19 protein-coding genes and 1 pseudogene are annotated in these 23,789 nt (G+C 45.0%); 4 read left to right on the plus strand and 16 right to left on the minus strand.

What is annotated here, in order from left to right; all coding sequences use genetic code 11:
* Positions 1-7: 7 nt before the first annotated feature.
* Positions 8-1,309, minus strand: a complete 1,302-nt coding sequence (locus BDI_RS08150; RefSeq protein WP_005858020.1) for a hypothetical protein — start codon at positions 1,307-1,309, stop codon at positions 8-10.
* Positions 1,310-1,411: 102 nt separating this feature from the next.
* Here BDI_RS08150 and BDI_RS08155 point away from each other — a divergent pair, with 102 nt between their 5' ends.
* Together BDI_RS08155 and BDI_RS08160 are read left to right on the plus strand one after the other, a co-directional pair.
* Positions 1,412-2,302 carry an AraC family transcriptional regulator gene (locus tag BDI_RS08155; RefSeq protein ID WP_008774281.1) on the plus strand — a complete coding sequence of 297 codons (891 nt, stop codon included), beginning with the start codon at positions 1,412-1,414 and terminating at the stop codon, positions 2,300-2,302.
* 87 nt (positions 2,303-2,389) lie between these two features.
* A complete protein-coding gene (locus BDI_RS08160; protein WP_005858025.1) occupies positions 2,390-3,736 on the plus strand; it encodes a sodium/glutamate symporter in 1,347 nt (448 codons plus the stop codon).
* Here BDI_RS08160 and BDI_RS08165 read toward each other — a convergent pair.
* The 10 genes and pseudogenes from BDI_RS08165 to BDI_RS08205 form a co-directional block, all read right to left on the minus strand.
* Entirely contained in the window at positions 3,723-6,089 is a 2,367-nt protein-coding gene (locus tag BDI_RS08165) for an ABC transporter permease (RefSeq protein ID WP_011966539.1), read from the minus strand. The genes BDI_RS08160 and BDI_RS08165 overlap by 14 nt on opposite strands.
* A gap of 22 nt (positions 6,090-6,111) precedes the next feature.
* Positions 6,112-8,496, minus strand: a complete 2,385-nt coding sequence (locus tag BDI_RS08170) for an ABC transporter permease (RefSeq protein WP_011966540.1) — start codon at positions 8,494-8,496, stop codon at positions 6,112-6,114.
* A gap of 82 nt (positions 8,497-8,578) precedes the next feature.
* Positions 8,579-8,662, minus strand: a pseudogene (locus BDI_RS21040) (ABC transporter ATP-binding protein); the annotation flags it as partial.
* 199 nt (positions 8,663-8,861) lie between these two features.
* On the minus strand, positions 8,862-11,216 hold the full coding sequence (locus BDI_RS08175; protein WP_011966541.1) for an ABC transporter permease: 2,355 nt from the start codon (positions 11,214-11,216) through the stop codon (positions 8,862-8,864).
* Positions 11,217-11,241: 25 nt separating this feature from the next.
* On the minus strand, positions 11,242-13,566 hold the full coding sequence (locus tag BDI_RS08180) for an ABC transporter permease (RefSeq protein ID WP_011966542.1): 2,325 nt from the start codon (positions 13,564-13,566) through the stop codon (positions 11,242-11,244).
* 95 nt (positions 13,567-13,661) lie between these two features.
* Positions 13,662-14,342, minus strand: coding sequence for an ABC transporter ATP-binding protein (locus tag BDI_RS08185; protein ID WP_005858035.1), 681 nt, complete (start codon positions 14,340-14,342; stop codon positions 13,662-13,664).
* Between the two features lie 245 nt (positions 14,343-14,587).
* Entirely contained in the window at positions 14,588-15,028 is a 441-nt protein-coding gene (locus tag BDI_RS08190; RefSeq protein WP_008779625.1) for a DUF5024 domain-containing protein, read from the minus strand.
* Positions 15,029-15,055: 27 nt separating this feature from the next.
* A complete protein-coding gene (locus BDI_RS08195; protein ID WP_011966543.1) occupies positions 15,056-15,643 on the minus strand; it encodes a hypothetical protein in 588 nt (195 codons plus the stop codon).
* Positions 15,640-16,143, minus strand: a complete 504-nt coding sequence (locus BDI_RS08200) for an RNA polymerase sigma factor (protein WP_011966544.1) — start codon at positions 16,141-16,143, stop codon at positions 15,640-15,642. Before BDI_RS08200 ends, BDI_RS08195 begins: the two co-directional genes overlap by 4 nt.
* A gap of 225 nt (positions 16,144-16,368) precedes the next feature.
* Positions 16,369-17,250: a hydroxypyruvate isomerase family protein gene (locus BDI_RS08205; RefSeq protein ID WP_009017162.1), complete on the minus strand. Its 882-nt coding sequence runs from the start codon at positions 17,248-17,250 to the stop codon at positions 16,369-16,371.
* Positions 17,251-17,363: 113 nt separating this feature from the next.
* Between BDI_RS08205 and BDI_RS08210 the strand changes: the two genes are divergently transcribed.
* On the plus strand, positions 17,364-18,026 hold the full coding sequence (locus BDI_RS08210) for a DUF2490 domain-containing protein (protein WP_011966546.1): 663 nt from the start codon (positions 17,364-17,366) through the stop codon (positions 18,024-18,026).
* Between the two features lie 61 nt (positions 18,027-18,087).
* Positions 18,088-18,768, plus strand: a complete 681-nt coding sequence (locus tag BDI_RS08215; protein ID WP_005858047.1) for a queuosine precursor transporter — start codon at positions 18,088-18,090, stop codon at positions 18,766-18,768.
* Positions 18,769-18,793: 25 nt separating this feature from the next.
* On the opposite strand, the gene BDI_RS08220 is transcribed toward BDI_RS08215, so the two are convergent.
* From BDI_RS08220 to potA, 5 genes are read right to left on the minus strand one after another with little or no spacing between them, the layout of a single operon-like run.
* Positions 18,794-19,408, minus strand: a complete 615-nt coding sequence (locus tag BDI_RS08220; protein WP_005858049.1) for an HAD family hydrolase — start codon at positions 19,406-19,408, stop codon at positions 18,794-18,796.
* A 1-nt stretch (position 19,409) separates the two neighbouring features.
* Entirely contained in the window at positions 19,410-20,747 is a 1,338-nt protein-coding gene (locus tag BDI_RS08225; protein WP_041525665.1) for an ABC transporter substrate-binding protein, read from the minus strand.
* Between the two features lie 6 nt (positions 20,748-20,753).
* The gene (locus tag BDI_RS08230) at positions 20,754-21,542 is read right to left on the minus strand and encodes an ABC transporter permease (RefSeq protein ID WP_011966548.1); all 789 of its coding nucleotides are present in this window, start codon (positions 21,540-21,542) and stop codon (positions 20,754-20,756) included.
* Entirely contained in the window at positions 21,542-22,339 is a 798-nt protein-coding gene (locus BDI_RS08235; protein WP_009274952.1) for an ABC transporter permease, read from the minus strand. Before BDI_RS08235 ends, BDI_RS08230 begins: the two co-directional genes overlap by 1 nt.
* A gap of 12 nt (positions 22,340-22,351) precedes the next feature.
* On the minus strand, positions 22,352-23,740 hold the full coding sequence (potA, locus tag BDI_RS08240; RefSeq protein ID WP_005858057.1) for a polyamine ABC transporter ATP-binding protein: 1,389 nt from the start codon (positions 23,738-23,740) through the stop codon (positions 22,352-22,354).
* Positions 23,741-23,789 lie beyond the last annotated feature (49 nt).

Raw genomic sequence — 23,789 nt, forward strand, 5'->3', positions numbered from 1 at the left:
CTTGTATTTAACTCTTATTTTTCTCTGCCCAATCCCTTAATAATTCAATCGCCTTAGATAACACTCCGGCCGATCCCTTGAAATTACCAGAGCCGCTGGGGACACCGCCTTTGCCATACCATTCGTAGAATCCGTCATTTTGGATCACACGCTCGATCATCGGATGGATCTCCGCATAAGCCTCCTCAACCATTCCATTAACGACAAGCTGCTGGATCATCCGACCGCCAAACCATGTCCAATCCCCGCCATTCTGATACAGATAAGCCTTAGACATTCCTCCATGGAAAAAACCATCCGGATACACGGGATATAAGGTCAGACCAATGCTTGGCATACCCGACAGGCGAACATTCTCAAGCATCTGGGCATTTACGGTACGTATCTCGTCTTTCGATAATAAGCCGGCCTCTATAGCGATAGCCGTCCCACCATGATAATGAATGGCAAGTTCATCAAAACCTTCCGGAATCGGAGATTTCTCCGGATAAATATGAGGAATGAACTTCTGGCGCTTTACATCCCATAGATGAGCCCGCACATTTCTCTCGATTCCCTCACGCAGACTTTTCCAACGGGAGGCTTGCGGAGAATCAGGAGCCATTTCCAACAAATAATCCAAGGCGATTATGAACATAGCGTTATCATATACATCGATAGCCGGATCCGACAAATCATTCATATCACATCCGAAATCGTCATTCGGCTGTACATCGCCCCAATCAGCGGTCATTGCTCCATAAAGCAATCCATATTTCTCATTATATCGTTCCCGCATCAGATAATCTACCATCGCGTTCATTCGCTCGAGAACGGTCTTCCCGACAACTTTCTCATTCAATATCTCCCGATCACCCGTCTTACGAATGTATTTACCTACGATCTGAATCAAGGAAGATTCTTGGTCCGTCTCTACCGTATTCTTAAAAGCGACATGTTTCGGAGCGGCATTCGAATAATAAGGCGTATCATCATACCATGTAAAATCTTCTTTCAGCACATAACCATCGATCATCTCATCATTCGGCTGTTGAAGAGCGAAAAACAATAAAATAGCTTCCCGCAGTTCGTGTGGATCACTCTCCTCGCAAGCGATCTCTATAAACGTATTCATATCACGAGCCCATATCTGGGAATAACCGCTACCTGCGTTAAAACCATTGCGGATGGTAGCACGAGCCATACTATCGACCTTCAACAAATTCGTATCAGACAATATCTGATTGGCCAATCGCTGTCTATCGGTTAATCCCGTACAAGACAAAAAAGATACAAATACAAAAGAAACTACAACTAGAATTTTATTCATGGCATTATGTTATGATTTATGTCGGCAAAATTATTTCAATAATCCAGAAAGAAATGCTACATTTGTTCCGATTTACTTGTACAATCTTATGATTTATAGATCATGGTCAAGATAAAAGAAGGATTTAAGGGAGAACGGCTCGTTTCTTTACCCGAGGAACTATTGGCAAGCTACCGGAGGGAACCGCTCATCAATAATTTATATGTACGCAAGATAGGTTTCTTCCCACGTGTTAAATATCATTTTCTCCAAAAAGAACATGGCTGTGACTACGCCATGCTTATTTATTGTACGGAGGGAAAAGGATGGTATCGTATCCTCGGTAAACAATATACCGTGGAGAAATACCAATATATCATCATCCCTCCCGGTATCCCCTACTCATTCGGGGCAGACGAGGGAGATCCATGGACTATTTACTGGTTACACTTCCAAGGGAAGCTTTGCGATCAATTCCTGCCGTCGCATCCGGTTCCGGTCACTATTTCGCCGAATGAATATTCCCGTTTACAAGATCGGTTACGGCTGTTTGAGGAGATATATAGCAGTTTCTCCATGGGATATATTAAAGAATATATGATTTATTCCTCCATGTGCCTTTACAATTTTCTGGCCTCTTTCATCTATCTGGAGCAATTCCGCCATATCATGATTCCCTCGCAAAAAGAATATCCGTTCACGGCACGGGTTATTCATTATATGCGTGAGAACATCCAGCAGAATCTTACCTTGAAGGAATTAGCGTCTTATTTCAAATATTCCCCTTCTCACTTCTCTGCTCTCTTCTTTGGCGAGACCGGGGTCTCGCCCATGAATTACTTCATACGCTTGAAAATACAGAAGGCTTGTGAATATATCGAGCTAACGAATATGAAGTTGAATGAGATCGCCACGCATCTGGGATTCGAGGATGCCGCCTACTTCTCGCGTACGTTTACGAAAGTTATGGGTTGCTCTCCTTCCGTTTATCGTAAAAAGGAGATGGAGATATAGAATTCGTTTGGATTTCTAGTATTTCTCATAAGAATAAAATATATTTGTACAATAGATATTTAAACGAACATAAAGTAAGTAGTTACTATGATAGACCTAACACAGTTCACCCCTTGGACTCTCTTTACGGATCTTGGATTCATTTCGATACTTCTATTGGTTGGCAAATTCATACGAGTCAAGGTAAAACTGATACAACAATTATTCATACCCCCCAGCTTGATCGCGGGCTTGCTAGGACTGGCGTTCGGACCTAATGGACTGGGGTGGATTCCGCTTTCCAATGACTTAGGTACTTATGCGGCTATCCTTATCGCCTTGGTGTTTGGCGCGTTGCCTTTATCTTCCCCGAACGTCTCCATGAAAGAAGTAGCGAAACGAGTCGGACCGATGTGGGCGTACGCTCAGGTGGGTATGTTATTGCAATGGGCATTAGTAGGCTTGTTCGGATTGTACGTGATCAAGCTGATCTGGCCGGACCTGAATGACGCTTTCGGCATTATGCTGCCGACAGGTTTTTATGGCGGACACGGCACGGCCGCCGCTATCGGGTCCGCATTCGAGGGATTGGGCTGGGACGAGGCTCGCAGTTTAGGCATGACTACTGCTACCGTAGGGGTTATTTGCTCGATCATCGGAGGTTTACTGATGGTCAAATGGGCGGCCAAGCATAAACAAACCGCTTTTATCTCGGATTTCGACGATCTCCCGGACGAGCTGAGAAGTGGGTTGCTGCCAGAGGATAAGCGGGATTCCATCGGAGAAGCTACGACTTCCTCCATATCCATCGATACGCTGACTTTCCATGTGGCTTTGGTATTTGTCGTGGCTTTTTTGGGATATATGGTTAGCCAAACCGTAAAGGTATATTATCCGGTATTGGAGTTACCTGTTTTCAGTTGTGCCTTTATCATTGGATTAGTATTAAAGAAATTCTTCGACGCGACAACCATATCCAGATATATCTGTCCACAGACGACCCAGAGGCTGAGCAGTTCCTTCACGGATATGCTGGTAGCTTGCGGTGTAGCGTCTATCAAGCTAGGGGTGATCGTAAAATATGCCTTGCCGCTTATCGTACTCATCATAGCGGGCGTGGCGATCGTCTGGTGCATAACATTCTTCTTAGGAAGAAGATTAGCCAAGACTTTCTGGTTCGAGCGAATGATTTTCGCTTGGGGATGGTGGACCGGCACGATGGCTATGGGCATCGCCTTGCTGCGGATCGTAGACCCGAAACTTTCCAGCAAAGCGATGGATGATTATGCGATGGCTTACCTGCCTATCGCTCCCATAGAGATCTTATTGATCACCTTCGTCCCCATCCTTTTCGTAAACGGATTGGGAGTTTGGTTGCTATTAGCCTGCTTGGTCCTTTCCCTACTTATCTTGCTGCTGGCGTGGAAGATGGGATGGTGGATTACTCGCTCTTGATACTATTTACCGGGTTCTCGTTCGCCGCTTTCCAGTTCTGGAAACTCACGGTCAATAACGTGATTACGGTTACGATCAATAAGGCGATTAAGAATACCCACCAATGAAGTGGAGTCTTATAAGCGAAACCCTCGAGCCACATCCTCACGCCCTGCCAAGCGATCGGCGCCGCTATCACGAAGCAAATACCTACAATCCTCAGATAGGCCTTATTAAACATCAGCAGGATCTCCCCTACCGTAGCTCCATGTACCTTGCGGATACCTATTTCCTTACGGCGGTATTGAGTCTCGAACACCACTAAGCCAAATACCCCGACCAAAGAGATAATAATCGCCAGCAAGCTAAAGATCGTAACCAGATCGCGTAGGTTCTCCTCTTTCTGGTAAAGATGATTAAAGATCTCATCATAGAACTCGATATTGAACGGATAAGAAGGATCTAATTCTCTCATCGTCTCCTGGATGTGACCTACTACGGCATGAAAGTCCGATCCGGCTTTCAAGCGGATATAAGAGATTGGCAAAGAATAACCAAAGTTTCCGACCAAGAAAGCGATATTATCCTCTCCACCACGAAGCGAGGTGAATTTCACATCGTCGGAGAAACCGATAAGATGACCGGAAGAATAGCTATCGAACGCGTCCCCCACTTGCATATCCAACCCCTCCATCGCCGTACGATTGAATATATAAGACACATGATCCGAAAGTTCGTCCGCCTTTGAGAAATCTCTCCCTTCTATAACCGGAATCCCCATCACCCGCAAGAAATTGGAAGATGCTATAATTATGAAATACTGAAAGTCCTTACCCTTATAATTACCGCCATTCGTGTTATACCCGTCCTTAGAGCCCACTTTCTCCATAGCGAAAGCTACATCCTCGATCCCCGAATTCTCTTTCAAGCGATTCACATATGTATCGTGATGCTTATTATACATTGTCTCATTCAGCTCCACGATAGCTACCTGATCCTTATCGAATCCTAAAGAGAAATTCCTCATATAACTATTCTGGATTTGCACAAAGCAAGCCCCGATAATCAACACGATCGAAACAACGAACTGGACACAAATCAATGTCGTACGTAACTTACGCCCGGAAGGAGATAACCCGAAGCTGCCCTTCAGCACCAAGGCCGGAGGAAAAGAAGTTATATAATAAGCAGGATAAATACCCGCCAGCCAACCGATAACCAACGCTACGATGCCACACAAGAAAACGATCGGAAGATTTGAGACCAAACTCAAATCGGCCTCGATAAAAGGTAACGCTTCCGCCCAATCCAATCCCCAAACGATAACGAGACTTACCAGCCACGCCATAAAACTAATAAGGGCTGCCTCTATCAATAAAGATCTGCGCAACAAAGTATCCGAGCTACCCAATACCTTCTGCGTATTGATGCTTTTGATTCGCAACGGAGTCAAAGAAGTGCTAAAGTTCGTGAAGTTAATAGCCGCGACAATGACAATCAGAAGGGCTATACCGAACAATAAGGCCGTGACTTCCTTGTTTCCGCTCCGGAATGTACCACCGTCTTGCGTCTCATTCATATAATAAATATCAGTCAGCGGGACGAGCCGGATCTGTTCTCCTTCATGGTAAATCTTCTTGAAATCAAAATGACGGTTGAAATTATCGGCAACCTCATCTGCCATGGCAGGATTATCAAGCAATAAATAACAAACCCAGTTACTTGAGCTAAAATTATTGATATTATAATCCGGATCGATCGCCGTATAGACCACGTTCCGAAGCTGCGTGTTCTCCGGGAAATCCTTATAAACCGCACCAATCGTAAAGAGTTTAGCCGATTTAGTCCAGATATTTTCTTCCGCTCGCAACGTCTTACCAACCGCAGAGATGTCTTCCCCAAACAACTTGTCAGCCAAGCTTCGGGGTACCATTACTTTCTCAGGATCTTTCAAGCAATCGATATCGCCTTCCACGATCGGGAACGCGAATATCTTCGGTAAACTAGCGTGGCAGGTTGTCACGATTTCCTTAAACCCAAACGGTTGCCCGTTTCTATCCACCGAGAGATAAACACCATTCTGGCCAAAAGAAGGAGTCAACAATGTACCCGCCTCTATATGCGGGGAAGATTGGATGACAGCCTCCACAAAGGCACGGGGTAATATTGTCCCGAAAGTACCCGGAATGGTCAAGTCCACCCTAAAAATCCGCCCGGACGTAGGATGGCAACGATCAAAAGTCCGCTCAAAATTAATCTGTATCAAAATCACGATAAAAGCGGCGAAAGCAACCGCAAGACCGGCTACGTTCAATGCGGTCGCCATTTTAAACCGCCTCAACACACTCAGAAAGTTCCGAATAATCGTTTTCATCTTATTATTATAGTTTCATTTATTATTCCGTCTTAATGCTATCCACCGGGTTCGCGTTCGCCGCACGCCAGTTCTGGAAAGTTACCGTAAACATCGTTATTAAGGAGACTATTAATAGAGCGAACGCAAATATCCACCAATAAATAGGAGTTTTATAAGCGAAACCCTCTAACCATTTCCGTACGCCATAATAAGCCAAGGGAGCCGCTATGATAAAGCAAACGCAGACAATACGGAAATAAATCTTATTGAACATAACCAAGATCTCATGAACCGTGGCCCCGAATACCTTACGAATGCCGATCTCTTTCCGGCGATACTGGGTCTCGAATATAACGAGGCCGAATATACCGACAATAGAGATAATCACAGCCAACAGGCTAAACAATAAAATCATCGTACTTAAATTCCGTTCCTGATGATATAAATGATCGAAAATCTCATCATAAAATTCCACCTCACAAGGATAGGTAGGGTCCAAGCGAGCCACCGTCTGGCGGATATGATCCACCACACCCACGATATCGCTTCCCGCCTTCACCCGGATAAACGAATACAGCATCAAGCTGGGTTCATTGATAACAAAACCTAACTCGGAGACGCCCTGTCGCAAGGAGGTGAATTTGACATCATCCACAAACCCGATCAAGGAACCATCGGCCGATTCCTCCTCAAGCCATGGAATCCGCATGATATCATTCGGCTCCATGCTCCATTTATCCCGCATTTGTTTATTGAATACATAGCTATAGCTGTTGCCTTTCTCATCAGACTCGGTAGGCATCCGCCCCCCGATCAAGGGAATACCCATTACCTTGAAGAAATTCCAAGAGACAGCGAGAGACGTAAAACCGACACTCTGTTCCTTATAGATGCCAGACCACGTACGGTAACTATCCTCCGACCCGAACTTCTGGCGACAAAACGCCACATCCTCTATCCCCGGATATTCTTTCAATCCGCCCACGTAACTATCCTTATGGTTACGCATAATATTCCCATTCAACTCGACAACCACTACCTGATCCTTGTCGAAGCCTAAAGAGTACTTTTGCATGAACCTATTTTGCTGACGAACGAACATGGCTGATATAATCAACACGATAGAGACCACAAACTGAAAACCGATCAATGCCGTACGCAACTTCTTCCCCGAGGAAGAAAGCCCGAAGGAGCCTTTCAAAACCACTGCCGGAGGAAAAGATGTCATATACAAAGATGGATAGATCCCCGCGATAAGACCTATTATAACAGACAATGCTGCCAAGCCTCCCACCAAACCGGGATAAGCGGACAGTGCCGTATCCGCTTGCACGAAATACAACCATCCCATATGTCCTAATCCCCAAACGATAAACAAAGAACAAAGGAAAGCAAGCAAGCTAATGCCCACGGCCTCAAATAACAGGGAAGCACGTAATATGCCGGCAGAACTCCCCAGCACTTTTTGCGTGTTGATACTCTTGATGCGCAAAGGCGCCAAAGAGGTACTAAAATTCGTGAAGTTGATACCCGCCACGATAATCACCAGAAAAGCGATCAGCATCAGTAGCCGGGTTTTCTCCGCACTACCGCTTTTCACTAAACTTCCGCTGGAATCCTCGTTCATATAATAAATATCGGTTAGGGGGACCAGCTCGGCATGTATATCTTTCGCCATATCCCCATATTGCTTCGAATAGTCAAAATGGGCATCAAAGTTCCCAGCCACTTCTTTCGGGGAAGCAGAAGGATCTAGCATCACGTAACAGAAATAGTTACTACTTATCCAATTCGTCAGTGCGTAATCCGGAGACATCTCTGTATAAATCACGTTTTTCAACTGTGTGTTTTCCGGGAAATCCTTATAAACACCTCCTACGACCAAATATTTCACACCCGGTTTTGTCCAGATCCCACCATCGGAAACGATCTGCTTTCCAATTGCCGATTCCTTTCCAAATAACCGGTGAGCCATACTTTCCGGTATCAAGGCTTTTTCCGGTTCCGACAAGCAAGAAGATTCTCCTTCACGCATCGTAAACTGGAACATCCGGGTAATCTCCGGATGGCAAGTTATGATCGTCTCCTTGAAACCTTGCTTTCCCTCTTTTCTTGTAACAGTCACATACATCTCTCCTATATACGGATTAATTAACGTACCGGCCTCAATATGCGGGGAAGAGTGGATAAACGACTCTATCAACGGGCGGCAATGGATCATGCTCGCTCCATCCGGGAAAGAAAGCCCCATCCGATAAATCCGGGTCGAGTTCGGATGACAACGATCGAAGTTATGCTCAAAGCTTACTTGCATCATGATAATTAAAAACGCGGCGAAAGCGACCGCTAATCCCGCTACATTCAAAAAGGTAGCTACCTTGAAACGTATTAATACATTGATGAAATTGCGTATGATTGTTTTCATAACTTACTCTATTTTATTGATACTAAAATCGACCCAAAAAGAGTATTCCTTAAATAAGATGGCTGATATTCATTCGTTTCAAGATATTCAAAGAAACCTTGTTCAACGCAATTGTCTCAACCTCTTCCGTACGGAAAAACTTACTTAAACCTTCGATCTTAATCATGGCTGTATTTGTTTTAATTTATTATACTCAAATCCATCTAATAATATTCAAATAACGTGCCAAACTACATATCAAACTAATATTCAATAAATTAATTCTCAATTCATAAAACAGAAGTGTCCAATAATTGGACACCATTGTACAATTATTGGACACATACTTTTCTATGAAAACAGCAATATGATTCTACAAAAATCTTCTATTCATTCTTAATACTATGTACTGGATTCTCATTCGCCGCACGCCAGTTCTGGAAAGTGACAGTCAATATCGTGATAACCGCTATGATAGCAAAAGCGATCAAATACACCCACCAATACATAGGAGTCTTATAAGCGAAATTCTCAAGCCATCGATGTACCACATAACCGGCGATAGGCGCCCCCAAAACAAAACAAACACATAAGATTCTTATGTATGTCTTGTTAAACATCACGATAATCTCCTCGGTAGTAGAGCCTAATACCTTACGGATACCGATCTCTTTCTTCCGGTACTCACTATCGAATACGACCAAACCGAATACCCCTACCACCGAGATAAAGATCGCGATTAAACTAAATAAGGTAATCAATGAACTGAGGCTTCTCTCTTTCTCATAAAGTCCGTTCAATACCTCATCGAAGAAACGGACATTAAACGGGTATTCCGGATCAAATGATTGAAGCGTAGTCTTGACATGTTGCATAGCCCCCCGTAAGTCAGAGCCGGCTTTTACCTTTATATAAGCGTAATTAGGTTGGTTTCCCCAATTATTAGTACCCCATACAAAAAAGGCCATAGGCGTTACCTCCGTACGGAAAGAGGCGAATTTAACATCCGGCATAAAACCGACAATCTCCATACTATCTATTAAAGATCCTATCTCCAGCCCATATTCTGTCCGGGCACGTTCGTTAAAGACAAACGTGCCATAACGTTTCGCCTTATCTTCCTCCCGGAAATCACGACCTTCCGATATTTTCACATTCATCACCTTCAAAAAAGAAGGTTCAACCGGTAGACATTGGAATTGTATATCCTTATCCCGGTATTTACGTCCCCATCCCATGTATTGGTCCTGACTAGAAAGGAGCATCTCCGCATATGTAACCTCTTCGATACCGGAGAAAGATTTCACTTGGCTGGCGAAGGCATCCCGACTTTTCCGGATATTGTTATTCATATTCGTAATAATTATCTCATCCTTATCATAACCGAGAGGGGTGTTTTGCATATAATAATTCTGCAAATACATGAATGTAGCACCAATAATTAATCCGAAAGAAGCTACATACTGCACTCCTATCAATGCATTTCGTAATTGACGTCCCTTCGGAGACAAGCCAAAACTACCTTTCAACACTAAAGCCGGTGGGAAAGAAGTCATATAATATGCTGGATATATACCGGCAAGAAACCCGGTAGCTATTGAGATAAAAGCTGTAGCCAAAACCAATCCGATATGCATTGATAACGAAATATCGGCATTTATCAATGAGGCTATTTCCGTCTTCCCCGCAATATAAACTAATAGCAGTCCTAACAAATAAGAGATTATACTTATTAACACCGCTTCTAAAATCAAAGCAAAACGGATCACAGATTCTTTTCCCCCTAATACTTTTTGTGTATTAATACTCTTAATACGCATCGGGGTAAGTGCCGTACTGAAATTCGTGAAATTAATTCCGGCGATTACCACGATCACGATAGCTATGGCAAATAATATCATCAAAGTTTGCCTGCTGGCTTTCGGGGTCTGGTCATATTTTACATCAGTCGTATAATGAACATCAGGCAACGGATTAATACGGAAAGTCATTCCAGATCCCCCCCATGAGAAACTATTATCCTTTATTAGAGCAGGATCAAAATGTGCCTTGAAATTTTCAAATAACCCCTCGACATTCTTCGGATTGTCCAAACGGATATAGAAAATATAATTCCAGTTTCCCCAGCTTTGGGCGTTTTCCTTCGGGTCCATCTTTTGATAAATACAATTCCGTACAGATGAATTCCGTGGATAATCCTTATACACTCCACCTACCGTTAGATGATCTCCATTCTCAAACTTCAATTGCTTGCCTACAGCCGATTGATTCCCAAAAAACTTCTGAGCCATGCTCTGCGGCAACAAAACAACGTTTGGCTCCTGTAACGCCTCCGGATTTCCTTCCTGAAATTTAAAGTCAAATACCTTCGTGAATTCAGGATAAACATTTATACATTGTTCCTTAAAAGTATTCCGTACACCATTCTCTTCTACAGAGAAAAACAAGTCCCCTCCCCAAGGATTCGCCAAGGTCCCAGCTACGATATGAGGCGAGGATTGGATAAAAGCATCGGCCAGCGGACGGCAAATAACTGCCTGCCCACCATCCTCAAACATAGCTTCTACCCGAAATATAGATTCCGTATCCGTATATCCTCGGTCAAAATTCTGATCATACTCGACTTGCATCATAATCAAGATGAAAGCAGAAAAAGCCACAGATAGTCCTAATACATTTAAAAGTGTCGCCATCTTGAAACGGCGCAATACACTCAAGAGATTCCTCAAAATAGTTTTCATACGTAATTTTATATTACCTGTTATATTATTCGTTCTTAATGCTACGGACCGGATTCTCATTGGCGATATTCCAAGATTTCAGGATCACGCATCCCCAAATGATCGCTAGAACCAGTAGAGCCGTAGATATGAAAATAAAAACAGTCAGCGGTATCTTATCCGCGAATTGCCTCAACCAGCTCTCTCCCACGACTCGTGAGGCTATCACTCCTAAAAGGATAGCCGGGAAAGCCGTGACCAAAACGTCCTTAGATAAAAGACGTAAAATATTCGGGGCCGTCGCTCCATTCACCTTGCGAATCGCTATCTCCTTGCTCCTACGGTGCATCTCGTCCGTAATATATCCTAATAATCCCATTAAGGTGATCAGCAAGATAGCGATCGAGGCAACAAAGACACCGTCACGGAAATGACGGGTTCCCTCATACTGAGACTCTATAATCGTTTTCAGCACCGTAAAACCGACATCCTCATCCGGGAATAGTTCCGCAATCCGATCATTCATTTCCCGCAAATATTCCGGAGTTAGCTCGGAGACACGAACCGTAAAGTTACAATAACTCATCCGGTCACTACCAAACATGATGACCGGTAACTGGGGAGTGAAGAAGGAATTCACCATGAAATCACGGGTTACACCCACTATTTTTCCTTTTAAATTACCCTCATCATCATAAATATATTTACCGATCGCAGCATCCGTCCACCCACGTTTACTCACGAATGACTCATTCACTAAAATATCCCCGTCACCTTTTAGTGGTTGCCCCTCAAGCAAGGGGATTTTCATCAGAGAGAGATAATCGGCATCATAGTTTACCTGTCGGGCCGTGAACAGCCAGTTTTTCTCATTATCCAGAATAGGGAAACCACCATAACCACTTAGAATGTCCATTGACGAAAGCCCCGTAGCCGTGACATAAGGTAACTTCTTGAACTCGGCGGTAAGTTTGGCCGTTTCCGGATCATCCATATTATTCAAGGGGGCATACACTATATTTTCCGGATCATATCCTAAATCATTATTCATTAGCCGATCATATTGCAATAACACGATCACCAATAATGTAATGACAAACGCAATTCCCCCAAACTGGATAAAGAGCAAACTCCGCTTCCATCCCTGCTTACCCGAAGTAGATACCCGGAATACTTGGGTAACCGGGATAACGCTGAACAAACGGGCCGGTAGCAAGGCGGACAAAATGAATATAGCCAAGATCATGATCGCAGGAAGCCATATAGTCTGCGCATTCAATAAAGTGCCCAAAGTAGGAACAGCCGCCATATCCGCTACATATTCCCGGAAAGCGAATAAAAGCAATGCCATACATACAAGAGCCACTACAAATAAAGCCGCCGTCTCAAACAAGAACATATTGAAAATGTCCTTGCTGGAAGCTCCATTACATTTGTGTACTCCTACGGATCTCGCCCGGATCGGCAGAGAAGATACCGAGTTCAAGATATAATTCATCGCCGCCACGAATAACAAAGCGAAAGCCAGTACGCTCATGATCACCACCATCCGCTTCACCTCGGTACTTTGCGTATATATCTCCGAGACCGGCTTGATATAAAGCTCCATATCAAAACCTTGTTTCCTCTCTCTTTCTACATCTATATATTTAGGCAATAAAGCCGGTATTTTCTGATTGATTTGTTCCGGGAACACACCCGGTTTCAGGCGGATATAGCCCAGATAACTATCGTCGGCACCCCAACCGGCATAGGCACCGAACTGGGTTTTCATATTAATGAAAGAAGCGACAGCGTCAAAACGTAAATGACTATTTTCCGGTATGTCACGGAATATCCCGGCCACCGTATAAGGATAGTTTTTTCCGTACAGCAGTTGTTTCCCGATCGGATCTTCCTTGCCAAATATACGTTCAGCCATTTTTTCCGATAAGAAAACTTGATCTTCGATTCCCAACAAACGATCATCCCCTCTTAGCACCTTGATTCCCATCGTACGGAAAAAGAGGGAATCCGCCATCATCAAACGGGGCTTGAACCGATCCTCACCATGATACAATACGGCTCCGTATCTTCTCCGGCAAACCGTCGCATACTGTATCTCGGGGAACTCTTGCCGCAAAGCCTCCGGGATCGGGGCAAATAGGATACGAGACCCATCTTCCTCTCCCGTTTTATCATCATTGTATCGCACATGCACGCTATACAAATCTTCCACTTGGTCAAAGAATGTATCGAAGCTCAATTCAAAAGCGACCCTAGCGAACAGGATCAATCCCACTCCAAGTCCTAGTGTCAAGGACAGAACCTTGATCACATTTCCCCCTCGGCCTCGAAGTAAATAACGGATTGTATAATATAGCTGTCTCATCGATTTGTATTTAAGTTAAATTGAAAGCTAACCGACCTTCACAGGCCAATTAGCTTATAAAAAACTCTTGTGTGTATGTGTTTATGTCATGTTGACTAAATAAATTCACTAACGGAAGAAACAACGCTACCGTCGAATAAATTGATCACACGGTGGGCGAAACCCGCGTCGTGCTTGGAGTGCGTCACCATTACGATTGTCGTTCCCTCCTTATTCAGCTCGGTGAGCAGCTGCATAACCTCGGCACCGTTCTTGGAATCCAAGTTACCCGTTGGCTCATCGGCCAAGATTATCTTCGGGTTGGAAACTACCGCACGAGCGATCGCCACACGCTGCTGCTGACCTCCAGAGAGTTGCTGAGGGAAGTGAGCCGCACGGTGGCTGATATTCATCCGCTTCAAGATATCCGTTACCATCTGCTTACGCTCCGACGCCTTGATCTTTAGATAAGTCAACGGCAGCTCCACGTTCTCAAAAACGTTCAACTCGTCTATCAAGTTGAAGCTCTGGAACACGAAACCGATGTTTCCCTTACGGACCTGCGTACGCTCTTTCTCTTTCAAGTGTCCTACCTCTTGGTCGCCCAAGTAATAATTTCCCTCGGAAGGATTATCCAGCAAACCCAGAATATTCAACAACGTAGACTTACCGCAACCGGAAGGTCCCATGACAGCGACGAACTCGCCATCTTTTACCTCCAAAGAAACCTTATTCAACGCAATTGTCTCAACCTCTTCCGTACGGAAAAACTTACTTAAACCTTCGATCTTAATCATGACTGTATTTGTTTTAATTGTTATCTAACTATTTAATTTACCATATCTAATTCAAATAGTGTGCCAAACTAACTAAATATTTAATTCTCAAACAAGTAGTATTTTACTTTCCAAAACAGACTGTCCAATTATTTGACAGTGGTGTACAAAATTTAGACACTACTATCCAATATCTCGACATAAAGAAACACCTCCCAGCTTCACAGATGAGAGGTGCTATTGTTGACTTATCTACATAGTAAAACCTACATGTCACTACTTGATCTTATCTCTATATCTTTTTCCTCCGGCATGTCGAAGTTCTCAATGACTGTCAAGAGAAGCTCCTCTTCATCAACATTTATAGAATAAGAAACTGTATTTTTACCCTTCGAGAAACGGATAAACCAACTAACCACCCCATCGTTCTCATTCTCGATCACTTGATAAGCCTCTTCCTTGTCCCGCTCAAAAGCGGATTTAATTTCTTGTTGTAATGCGGCGTGGCCCTCCACGACGAAAGAAGAGACTATCTTATATACCTTTTTAGTTTTCGGATCTTTATTCGTTACTACGCTTTTATCGATCGTCTTATCCGCTTTACATTTCTGCACGACAGCCTCCAAATTCTTCTGTGCCCATAACTCTGTACTGAAATTTCCCACCAAAAGGCATAATGCCACCCAAAAACATTTACTTGCTTTCATAACTTCTTTTGTTTATTAGTTAATTTACTATTTATCCAATTCCAAGATCTTATAAACCTCCTTACGTACCTGAGTATCCGGAATATTCCTCAGTAGAGTCTCCCGTTTCTTCTCGAACCGCTTATTCATCCTTTCCGGCAAATAAGCTATTTCATCCGCATTTCTTAAGAGCTGATCCGCATTCTTCTCCATCGCTTCCGCCGCTCGGGATATGACCTCCAATTCGGGTTGTATCTTCTTTATATCTGTCATTACGACACCATTGCGCACGATGTAGCTTCCCTCATAAGGGTTAAAAGAAGCATTTTGATTCATAAAGACCGTATTCACCAAAAACAACAAAAGAGAAGCCGCCACGCAAACTGCGATTGCCCATCCTATTTTTCGTTTATAAGAAATTTCCTTAGCGGGTAGCCTCAATTCCGGAGTCTCGCTAAAATCCAAGGCAATGCCACTCTCGAAATATCCGAATACCTCCCGATAACGTTCCAGATGGGCGGGAATATCCGGACGGGCGAAAAACTCATACAACACTCGCTCCTCCTCGTTCGAGGTCTGACCCTCGAAGAAGCGGTCTAATAAATCCTCTATAGACCTGTATTCCTCTGTTTTCATAACGTCTGCATTTTAAAGAATTGCTCTCTCACCCGTTTACGGGCACGGGAAAGATTCATACGTACCGCCTCGGGGGTACTTCCGGTCAACCCGGCGATTTCCTCCACCTCGAAACCATCCACGTGTTTCATGCGAAGAATGGTCTGTTGAAGTCCCGGTAGTTTATTGATAAGCCGCATTACATGCTCCAAACTGTCTTTTTGTTCCAGCTGGGTATAAGGCGTGGAAGCATCGCAGATAAAGAATTGTTCGCCCGCCTCACCTTCCGTGCGTTCACGGACTTTCATCCGGTTTAGGCAAAGGTGCTTGGTGATTTGTACGGACAAGGCCATTACATTATTATAATAGTCCAACTCGCCACGCATATACCACAGCTTCAAAAAGACTTCCTGCATGACATCCTCGGCATCCTCCGGGTTATCCAGCAGCCTTCTCGCATAATAAAGGAATAGTTTCTCCCGCAAAGGCAATATCTCTTTTTTAAACTGTTCTTGTTCCATTCTATCTTAATGACAATCGAGAAAAGAAAACGTAACATGGCTGGAAAAAATAAATTCAAGGTCTTTGTCATTCTAGTATTATAGTCGTGCCACCCTTATGGCACGATAATGCCACGGCGATGGCACGATGATGCCATAGCGATGGCACAACGATGCCACGCTAGTGGCACAGCCGTGCCACTATAACGGCACTGGCTTGGCACTGTAAGTTATTACTAAATAGCCCTATACATCACAGATACGGATACACTTCTCCAAGGAAGCGATCTTGTCTTCTTGGGCGGGGACGAACTCCTGCCCAACGAAGCCTTTATAGCCTGTCTCCATAAGAGCCTTGATGATAGCCGGATAATAAAGTTCCTGCGTCTCGTCGATCTCGGCACGGCCCGGACTTCCACCGGTATGTACGTGCGAGAAATAAGGATGGTATTTCCGGATATTCTCGATGATATTCCCCTCCATGATCTGCATATGATAAATATCATATAGTAACTTAAAATTAGGGGAACCGATACGGCGACAAAGCTCCGCACCCCAAACCGTATGATCGCACAGATAATCCTTATGACCGACACTGTTCAAAAGCTCCATGGTCAAGACGACCTTGTGTTTCTCCGCTAACGGGATAAGGCGCTTCAACCCCTTCTCGCAGTTCTCCCAGCCTTGCAAGTCCGTTACGCCATTACGTCTGCCGGAGAAGCAAATCAAGTTTGTCAATCCAGCGTCCGCCACCATCGGGATCACCTTCTCATAACTGGCGACCAACTCGTCATGCAAGGCCGGATCATTGAAACCTCGATCTATTCCAAGCCCGGCCCCTTGCGCCATCGCCACCGTCAGGCCATGTTTTTGTACGATCGGCCAATCTACCGGGTCCAGCAACTCAACGGATTCAATCCCTATATGCTTGCAGATCTCACAGAACTCATCCAGCTTATAATCGCCGAAACACCATTTACTTACGGAGTGGCGGACATTTCCTTTCAAGGGTTCCTTCACGTCTGTTTTCTTTTTCGCGGCGGCTGCCGCCTCGATACCTGTAGTCGCCAAAGCCACGCCTCCAGCTAAAAATGTCTTGATAGCCGTTCTTCTTGATATGTTTTCCATGTATTCGAATTTGATAGTTAATAGGAGACAAATATAAGAAAAATCGGATATAATATCCTGAGGCGTTGGTATTACATCCAAAAACACTACTTTTGCATCGGAAGTCACTCTACATGAAAAACACATCATATACAAAACGATCTATTTATCTGATCCTATTCTTTATAATAGGATGCACTTCATCCCTATACGGAATGGAAGGCGCAGGTGTGTATTTCAAGGCGAGCCTATGCGGAAAAATCTATAAGCATTTTTCCTTTCTTGTAGAAGAGGACATCCGTCCGAGAGATGACTTTAAGGAAGCGGAATGGTTCCTCACCACCGTTGAGGTAAACTACAAGTTTAATAAATATCTTCTGGCAGGAAGCGGATATATGTCTCTAGCACGATACAAGGCATCCGACGAGTTACGAAACCGATATTATCTCTACGCTACGGGGACTTATTCGGCCGGACGTTTTACCCTCTCTGTCCGGGAACGTTTTCAAAGTACCTATAAGGTTCACGCCGAACATCCCAAGAATTATCTGCGTTCGATGCTGACCCTCTCCTATAAGATCCGCAAGAGTGGTTTCTGTCCTTTTGCCTACACCGAGGTCTTCAATGATACGCGAAATAAGATGCGGTCCGATAAGATCCGTTTCTCCACAGGAAGTAATTACCAACTAAACCCGAACAATAACCTCCAACTCTATTATCGCTACCATATATTTAATGTAGACGATCCCGTGAATTACCGCCATGCGATCGGTATCTGCTATACCCATCGTTTTTAATAAGAATTTTCGTACCTTCGCGTCCCGAGTGCTTGATAAACCTCGTTAAAAACAAGAAGACATGCAAAAAACAGTTACAGTACCTTTCATGCTGCTAGGTATACTTTTTAATATATGCCTTGTAGCGTCCAATCTTTTAGAGACAAAAGTAGTGCAAGTAGGCGGTATAACGGCTACCGCAGGTTTGATCGTATTCCCGATCTCGTATATCATCAATGATTGTATAGCGGAAGTGTGGGGATTCAAGAAGGCACGGCTAATTATCTGGAGTGGCTTCGCCTCTAATTTCCTAGTGATCGCTTTCGCGCAATTGGCGGTATTATTACCGGCCGCCCCTTTCTGGGAGGGGGAGGAAGGTTTCAATTTCGTCTTCGGGATGGCCCCACGTATAGCGGTCGCCAGCTTGATAGCGTTTTTGGCCGGTTCTTTCCTGAACGCCTATGTGATGAGCAAAATGAAAATCGCCTCCAACGGAAAGAATTTCTCGTTACGAGCGATCGTATCTACCCTTATCGGTGAGAGCGCCGATTCCCTGATCTTTTTCCCGATCGCCTTCGCCGGATTGATCCCGGCCGGAGAATTGCTTATCATGATCGGGACGCAGGCGGTACTTAAATCCTTGTACGAGGTTATCATCCTTCCCGTCACCATCCGTGTCGTAAAGTACATCAAGAAAGTAGACGGGAATGATGTGTATGATCTTGGTACCTCGTATAATATCCTAAAGGTTAAAGACATTTAGGCCGGGACCAAACAATGACCGGCCTTCATTTGAATAGATGCGACCAATCCTCCCTTTGCTGCGGCATATAGGACTTCATTCCCAATAATTCAGCCGCCCGGCAATTCACGGAAGCGTCATCAATCAGCATAGTCTCCTCGGCTAAAAGATTCGAGTCCTTCAGTACGTACTCAAAAATATCCGCGTTCGGCTTCAGCATATGCAATTCGTAAGAGAGGTAAATCTTATGGAAGAAATCTTGGGCACAAAGACCTTGATAAGAGAAATAGGTATCTTCGGACCATTTCCAATGAAGCTCGTTCGTATTGCTCAGAAGCATCGTATTATAGCGTTCACGAAGCTCCAATAGCAGACGCAACTTATTTTCCGGGACGTCTCCCAACATGGCGATCCATGCCGTGTCGATTTGTTCGTCCGTCAGGGGCTTCCCCGATAAGGCACGAATATCATCGCGAAACTGTTCCACCGAAATCGTTCCCAACTCTAATCGCTCAAACAAGTCCTTATGTTGATAGTTATTCGTGATCTGCTCCCGGATATTCTCCACGCCCAGATTCTCGAAAGCCTCGATACAACGGTTGCGAGTCAGGTTAATAAGCACACCGCCCAAGTCTATAATCAAGTTCTTTATGCCTTCCATATCATTTCTTTTTATACCAGCTACGACGTCTGCGATGTCGTCTTTTCTGTTGATAACGATTGATCCGCTTGTAAACGACCCAGACAAACAACAAGCCGAAAACAGCGAATATCAATATAACAATCCAAGAGTTAAGATTGTCACCTTTTACCCGGCTCCACATTTCCAGAACCACCTCCGTCTCGTTCCCGAAATCACGGATCATGGCACAACGTTCCACGACCTTCCGGTCCGGATATTGAGCCGGGTCTATCTGGACACGCTCCGCTCCCGGTCCGAAGAAATAACTTACGTCCGAGAACTCGGTCTGCGTCGTATCGATCTTTTCCGCCAATATTTCCGGGGTGGCCACGGTGCTGACATATCCGGTCACCTCCATATTACGGCTGACGATGTCCGGACGGCATAGATAGTCCATAAAATAACTGGCCGCCTTCACGTTGCGAGCGTATTTAGGGATCGCCCAACCATCGTACCAGATATTACTACCCTCCAAAGGAACCTCATACCCCAGATCTACGCCTACGGCACTCGCCTCTTCCATGGCCCAGACCGCGTCGCCGCTCCAAGTGAAATTCAGCCACGCCTTTCCTTTCGTCATCATCTCCTTACCGAAATCGGCCTCCCAACCGGCGATATTCGGTTTCATCTTCTTCAAGTATTCCTCGGCGATAGCGATCATTTCCGGGGAGCTATCGTTCATCAATTGCTCCACCGTGATCGTACCATTCGCCAATTCCCTCGCATGGGCGTATATGATAGCGGTTCCATAAGCGTCACGATAACTATCCTTCATCAAGATCTTATTCCTGAAACGAGGGTCCCAAAGGCATTTCCACGACATTACCTCGTCCCTCGAGACATCGGCTTTATTATACAACAGGCCGGCGGTTCCCCACATATAAGGAACCACGTAGTCGGTAGTCTTACGGCCCGGCTGACTTAACTTATTCAGTTCCTCTTGGATATAGGGAGAGACATTGTTGATATAATCCGGTGTCTTCCCGAAATTACGGTCGATCGGTAGCAAGAGATTTTTCCGCAGCATGCGCTCAAGGATATACTCCGAAGGGCAAATCAAGTCGAAATCCTCATGCCCCCGTTCGATCTTGGTCAACATGATCTCATTGATATCAAAGACCTGATAGATAATCCGGACCTCCTCACCCGTCTGTTCCTTATACCATTTCGGGAAATCCGTCAGGACGTCCTCGTCGATATAATCTCCCCAGTTATAAATCTTCAAGATCTTACTTCTCTCCTCGTCCGAGCGCCCGCAAGAAGTGAACAGCCCCATAAGCAGGGCCAAAACAGACAAAATCGATATAAATTTCTTCATTTTCATTTACGCTCGCTTCGCTTTCTCAGCACGTTTATTTATAACAATCAACAATACTAACACGGTTACGAATATAATCGTTGAGAGGGGACGCAACTCCGGGGTCAATCCTCCTTTCCGGGCATCCGCATAGATAAAGGTGGAAAGGGTTTCCAAGCCCTCATTACCAATCGTAAATATGGTCACGGCGAAATCGTCGATAGAGAGCGTGAAGGCAAGGATAAAACCACTGATCATACCCGGACGGATTTCCGGGAAGATCACCTTCCGCAAGGCTTGAAACGGAGTCGCCCCCAAATCCAACGCCGCCTCGTAGATATTCTGGTTCATCTGTTTCAAGCGGGGCATGACGCTTAATACCACATACGGCGTACAGAACGTGATATGCGCCAACACGACCGTCGTCAAACCTTGAGAGATCCCTAAGCTGACAAACAACAGGAACAAGGAAATACCGGTGATGATATCCGGATTCAACATCGGGATGTTATTGACAAAGCTCACGGCGTTACGGGCCCTTGTCTTCAAATTAAAGATCCCGATAGCGGCCACGCTTCCCAACAAGGTAGATACCGTAGCGGCTATCATGGCGATAGCGAACGTATTCCAAAGGGCGCTTACCAACGAGTGCTGCACGTTGCCGGCAAAAAGGGAGCTATATAATTTCGTGGAGAACCCGGTCCAGTTACCCAGCACTTTCGCCTCCGTGAACGAGAAGATCATGATAATCAGGATCGGCGAGTAGAGCAACAAAAGCAAAGCCCACAGATATCCCTTAGCTAAATATTTCACCATCAGATAAGCCCTCCCTCATTCGCCGAATCACTGCTCTCATTACTGAACAATCCCGTGATTCCGATTAATAACAACATGATAAGAGAAAGCGCCGCCCCGTAGTTCCACATACCGTTATTGATATTCTCCTGTATGGTCGTACCGAAGAGCTTGATATTGTTCATCGTCAACAATTCGGCGATGGCAAACGTAGAGATGGTCGGCATAAACACCATCATGATACCACTCATCACTCCCGGCATCGATAGTGGGAATACGGCCTTGATAAATACCTGCGACGGATTCGCCCCCAAGTCTTGCGCCGCCTCTATCAAGCTGTGATCCATTTTCTGGAGCGTATTATAAATCGGGTAGATCATAAAGGGCAAGAAGTTGTACACCATGCCAAAGATCAAGGCCCCCTCTCCCAGCGGGAAATTCAAGAAATCGAACAAAGCCACGGTAGCCAACGTACGGATCAAGATATTGACCCACATCGGAAGGATAAACAAAACGACCATCGTACGGGAAGTATTAAACCGGGCTTGGCTCAATATCCAAGCGGCCGGATATCCCAGCAGCAGACAAAGGATGGTCGTTATCAAAGCGATCCCGACTGAATACACGAAGGTGTTGATCGCCTCGGGATGGATCATGAACTTACGGAAGTTGGCGAAGGTAAACATCCCCTCGTCATTCGTAAAGGCGTAATACACGATCAAGAAGAGCGGTATCACGACAAAGATGGCCAAGAACAGGACATAAGGAATGGTCCAGTTCCTTCGTCTCATAAAAAATGCAGAAAACGTATTGATCACTTCCTTCCCTTTTTAAGCATGAATAATTCGAATTTTATCCGGGGCGATCGTTATGCCGACATGATCTCCATCATCCCATACATCGTTGGTATCGACAAAGATGTCCTCGTCCCAATCCGTAAACACGGTCAGATGATAATGGTTGCCTTTGTAGAGGATAAATTTTACTTCTCCGGTCAAGCGACCGTCTTCCTCGTTATCCTCCAAGATCACATCTTTAAAATCGATCTCGACTTTCACAGGCGTATTTGGCTCTATATCGGTTACTTCCTTACATTCGAACGTACAGCCTAGGAATTCCACATGCGTAGCGTCGATAAGCTTTCCCTCGAAGGTATTGCAAATACGCTCTTTCTTCATTACATGGATATCGAAAGGCTTGATAAGAAGCCCGACCTCGCTACCTGCCTCGAAACAGTGGTAATCCTGTACCATGAACTCGTATCCGTTCGGGGTTTGCACCATCATCTCGTAATGCACACCCTTAAAGATGGAGGAGGTTACCGTACCCGTCAACATCGCCGCCTCCGACGGCTCGAAGATGTAAATATCCTCGGGGCGCAACACGACATCTACCGGCATTTGCTCCCCGAATCCCTCATCCACGCACTCGAACTCATGACCGGCGAAAGAGACTTGCCTATCCTTGATCATCGTCCCGTTCAAGATGTTACTCTCACCGATGAAATCAGCGACGAACGAATTGACCGGCTCGTTATAAATATCGATCGGGGTACCGATTTGCTGGATCTTTCCCTCGCTCATGACAACGATCGTGTCGCTCAGCGTCAGCGCTTCCTCTTGGTCGTGGGTCACGTACACGAACGTAATGCCTAAGGACTTATGCATCTCTTTCAATTCCATTTGCATGTCCTTGCGCATCTTCAAGTCCAAGGCCGCCAACGGCTCATCCAGCAATAACACCTCCGGCTCATTCACGATAGCGCGAGCGATCGCCACACGTTGCTGCTGGCCACCGGAAAGGGAATCGACATCCCGATCCTCATAGTCTGTCAACCCTACCATTTTCAACGCCTGTTTCACTTTCTTCTCGATCGTGGCGGAAGGAAGTTTCTTCAGCTTCAGGCCAAAGGCGATATTATTGTACACATTCAGATGTGGAAATAAAGCATATTTCTGGAATACCGTATTTACGGGACGTTTATGCGGCGGCGTCTGCGTAATCTCCTTCCCGGACATCGTGATAACGCCCTCGGAGGCCGTCTGGAAGCCGGCTATCAAACGCAACAGGGTAGTCTTTCCGCAACCGGAAGGCCCCAAAATGGTTACAAACTCGCCCTTGCGGACCTGTAAATTTACATCATTCAGCACGGCCTTCTCGCCAAAATACTTCGATACGTGCTCCACGCTGATAATGCGATCCGATTTTCGTATTGACATTCTCGCTTGATCTAATTAGAATTAAACAATCATGAACAATGTTCTTATT

This window comes from Parabacteroides distasonis ATCC 8503, from assembly GCF_000012845.1.
GTDB classification, from domain to species: domain Bacteria; phylum Bacteroidota; class Bacteroidia; order Bacteroidales; family Tannerellaceae; genus Parabacteroides; species Parabacteroides distasonis.

What these genes read in the sequence shown, in the direction of transcription:
- BDI_RS08150 (WP_005858020.1), bottom strand. Translation starts at nt 1,309, where the DNA reads ATGAATAAAATTCTAGTTGTAGTTTCTTTTGTATTTGTATCTTTTTTG.
- BDI_RS08155 (WP_008774281.1), top strand. Translation starts at nt 1,412, where the DNA reads ATGGTCAAGATAAAAGAAGGATTTAAGGGAGAACGGCTCGTTTCTTTA.
- BDI_RS08160 (WP_005858025.1), top strand. Translation starts at nt 2,390, where the DNA reads ATGATAGACCTAACACAGTTCACCCCTTGGACTCTCTTTACGGATCTT.
- BDI_RS08165 (WP_011966539.1), bottom strand. Translation starts at nt 6,089, where the DNA reads ATGAAAACGATTATTCGGAACTTTCTGAGTGTGTTGAGGCGGTTTAAA.
- BDI_RS08170 (WP_011966540.1), bottom strand. Translation starts at nt 8,496, where the DNA reads ATGAAAACAATCATACGCAATTTCATCAATGTATTAATACGTTTCAAG.
- BDI_RS08175 (WP_011966541.1), bottom strand. Translation starts at nt 11,216, where the DNA reads ATGAAAACTATTTTGAGGAATCTCTTGAGTGTATTGCGCCGTTTCAAG.
- BDI_RS08180 (WP_011966542.1), bottom strand. Translation starts at nt 13,566, where the DNA reads ATGAGACAGCTATATTATACAATCCGTTATTTACTTCGAGGCCGAGGG.
- BDI_RS08185 (WP_005858035.1), bottom strand. Translation starts at nt 14,342, where the DNA reads ATGATTAAGATCGAAGGTTTAAGTAAGTTTTTCCGTACGGAAGAGGTT.
- BDI_RS08190 (WP_008779625.1), bottom strand. Translation starts at nt 15,028, where the DNA reads ATGAAAGCAAGTAAATGTTTTTGGGTGGCATTATGCCTTTTGGTGGGA.
- BDI_RS08195 (WP_011966543.1), bottom strand. Translation starts at nt 15,643, where the DNA reads ATGAAAACAGAGGAATACAGGTCTATAGAGGATTTATTAGACCGCTTC.
- BDI_RS08200 (WP_011966544.1), bottom strand. Translation starts at nt 16,143, where the DNA reads ATGGAACAAGAACAGTTTAAAAAAGAGATATTGCCTTTGCGGGAGAAA.
- BDI_RS08205 (WP_009017162.1), bottom strand. Translation starts at nt 17,250, where the DNA reads ATGGAAAACATATCAAGAAGAACGGCTATCAAGACATTTTTAGCTGGA.
- BDI_RS08210 (WP_011966546.1), top strand. Translation starts at nt 17,364, where the DNA reads ATGAAAAACACATCATATACAAAACGATCTATTTATCTGATCCTATTC.
- BDI_RS08215 (WP_005858047.1), top strand. Translation starts at nt 18,088, where the DNA reads ATGCAAAAAACAGTTACAGTACCTTTCATGCTGCTAGGTATACTTTTT.
- BDI_RS08220 (WP_005858049.1), bottom strand. Translation starts at nt 19,408, where the DNA reads ATGGAAGGCATAAAGAACTTGATTATAGACTTGGGCGGTGTGCTTATT.
- BDI_RS08225 (WP_041525665.1), bottom strand. Translation starts at nt 20,747, where the DNA reads ATGAAGAAATTTATATCGATTTTGTCTGTTTTGGCCCTGCTTATGGGG.
- BDI_RS08230 (WP_011966548.1), bottom strand. Translation starts at nt 21,542, where the DNA reads ATGGTGAAATATTTAGCTAAGGGATATCTGTGGGCTTTGCTTTTGTTG.
- potA (WP_005858057.1), bottom strand. Translation starts at nt 23,740, where the DNA reads ATGTCAATACGAAAATCGGATCGCATTATCAGCGTGGAGCACGTATCG.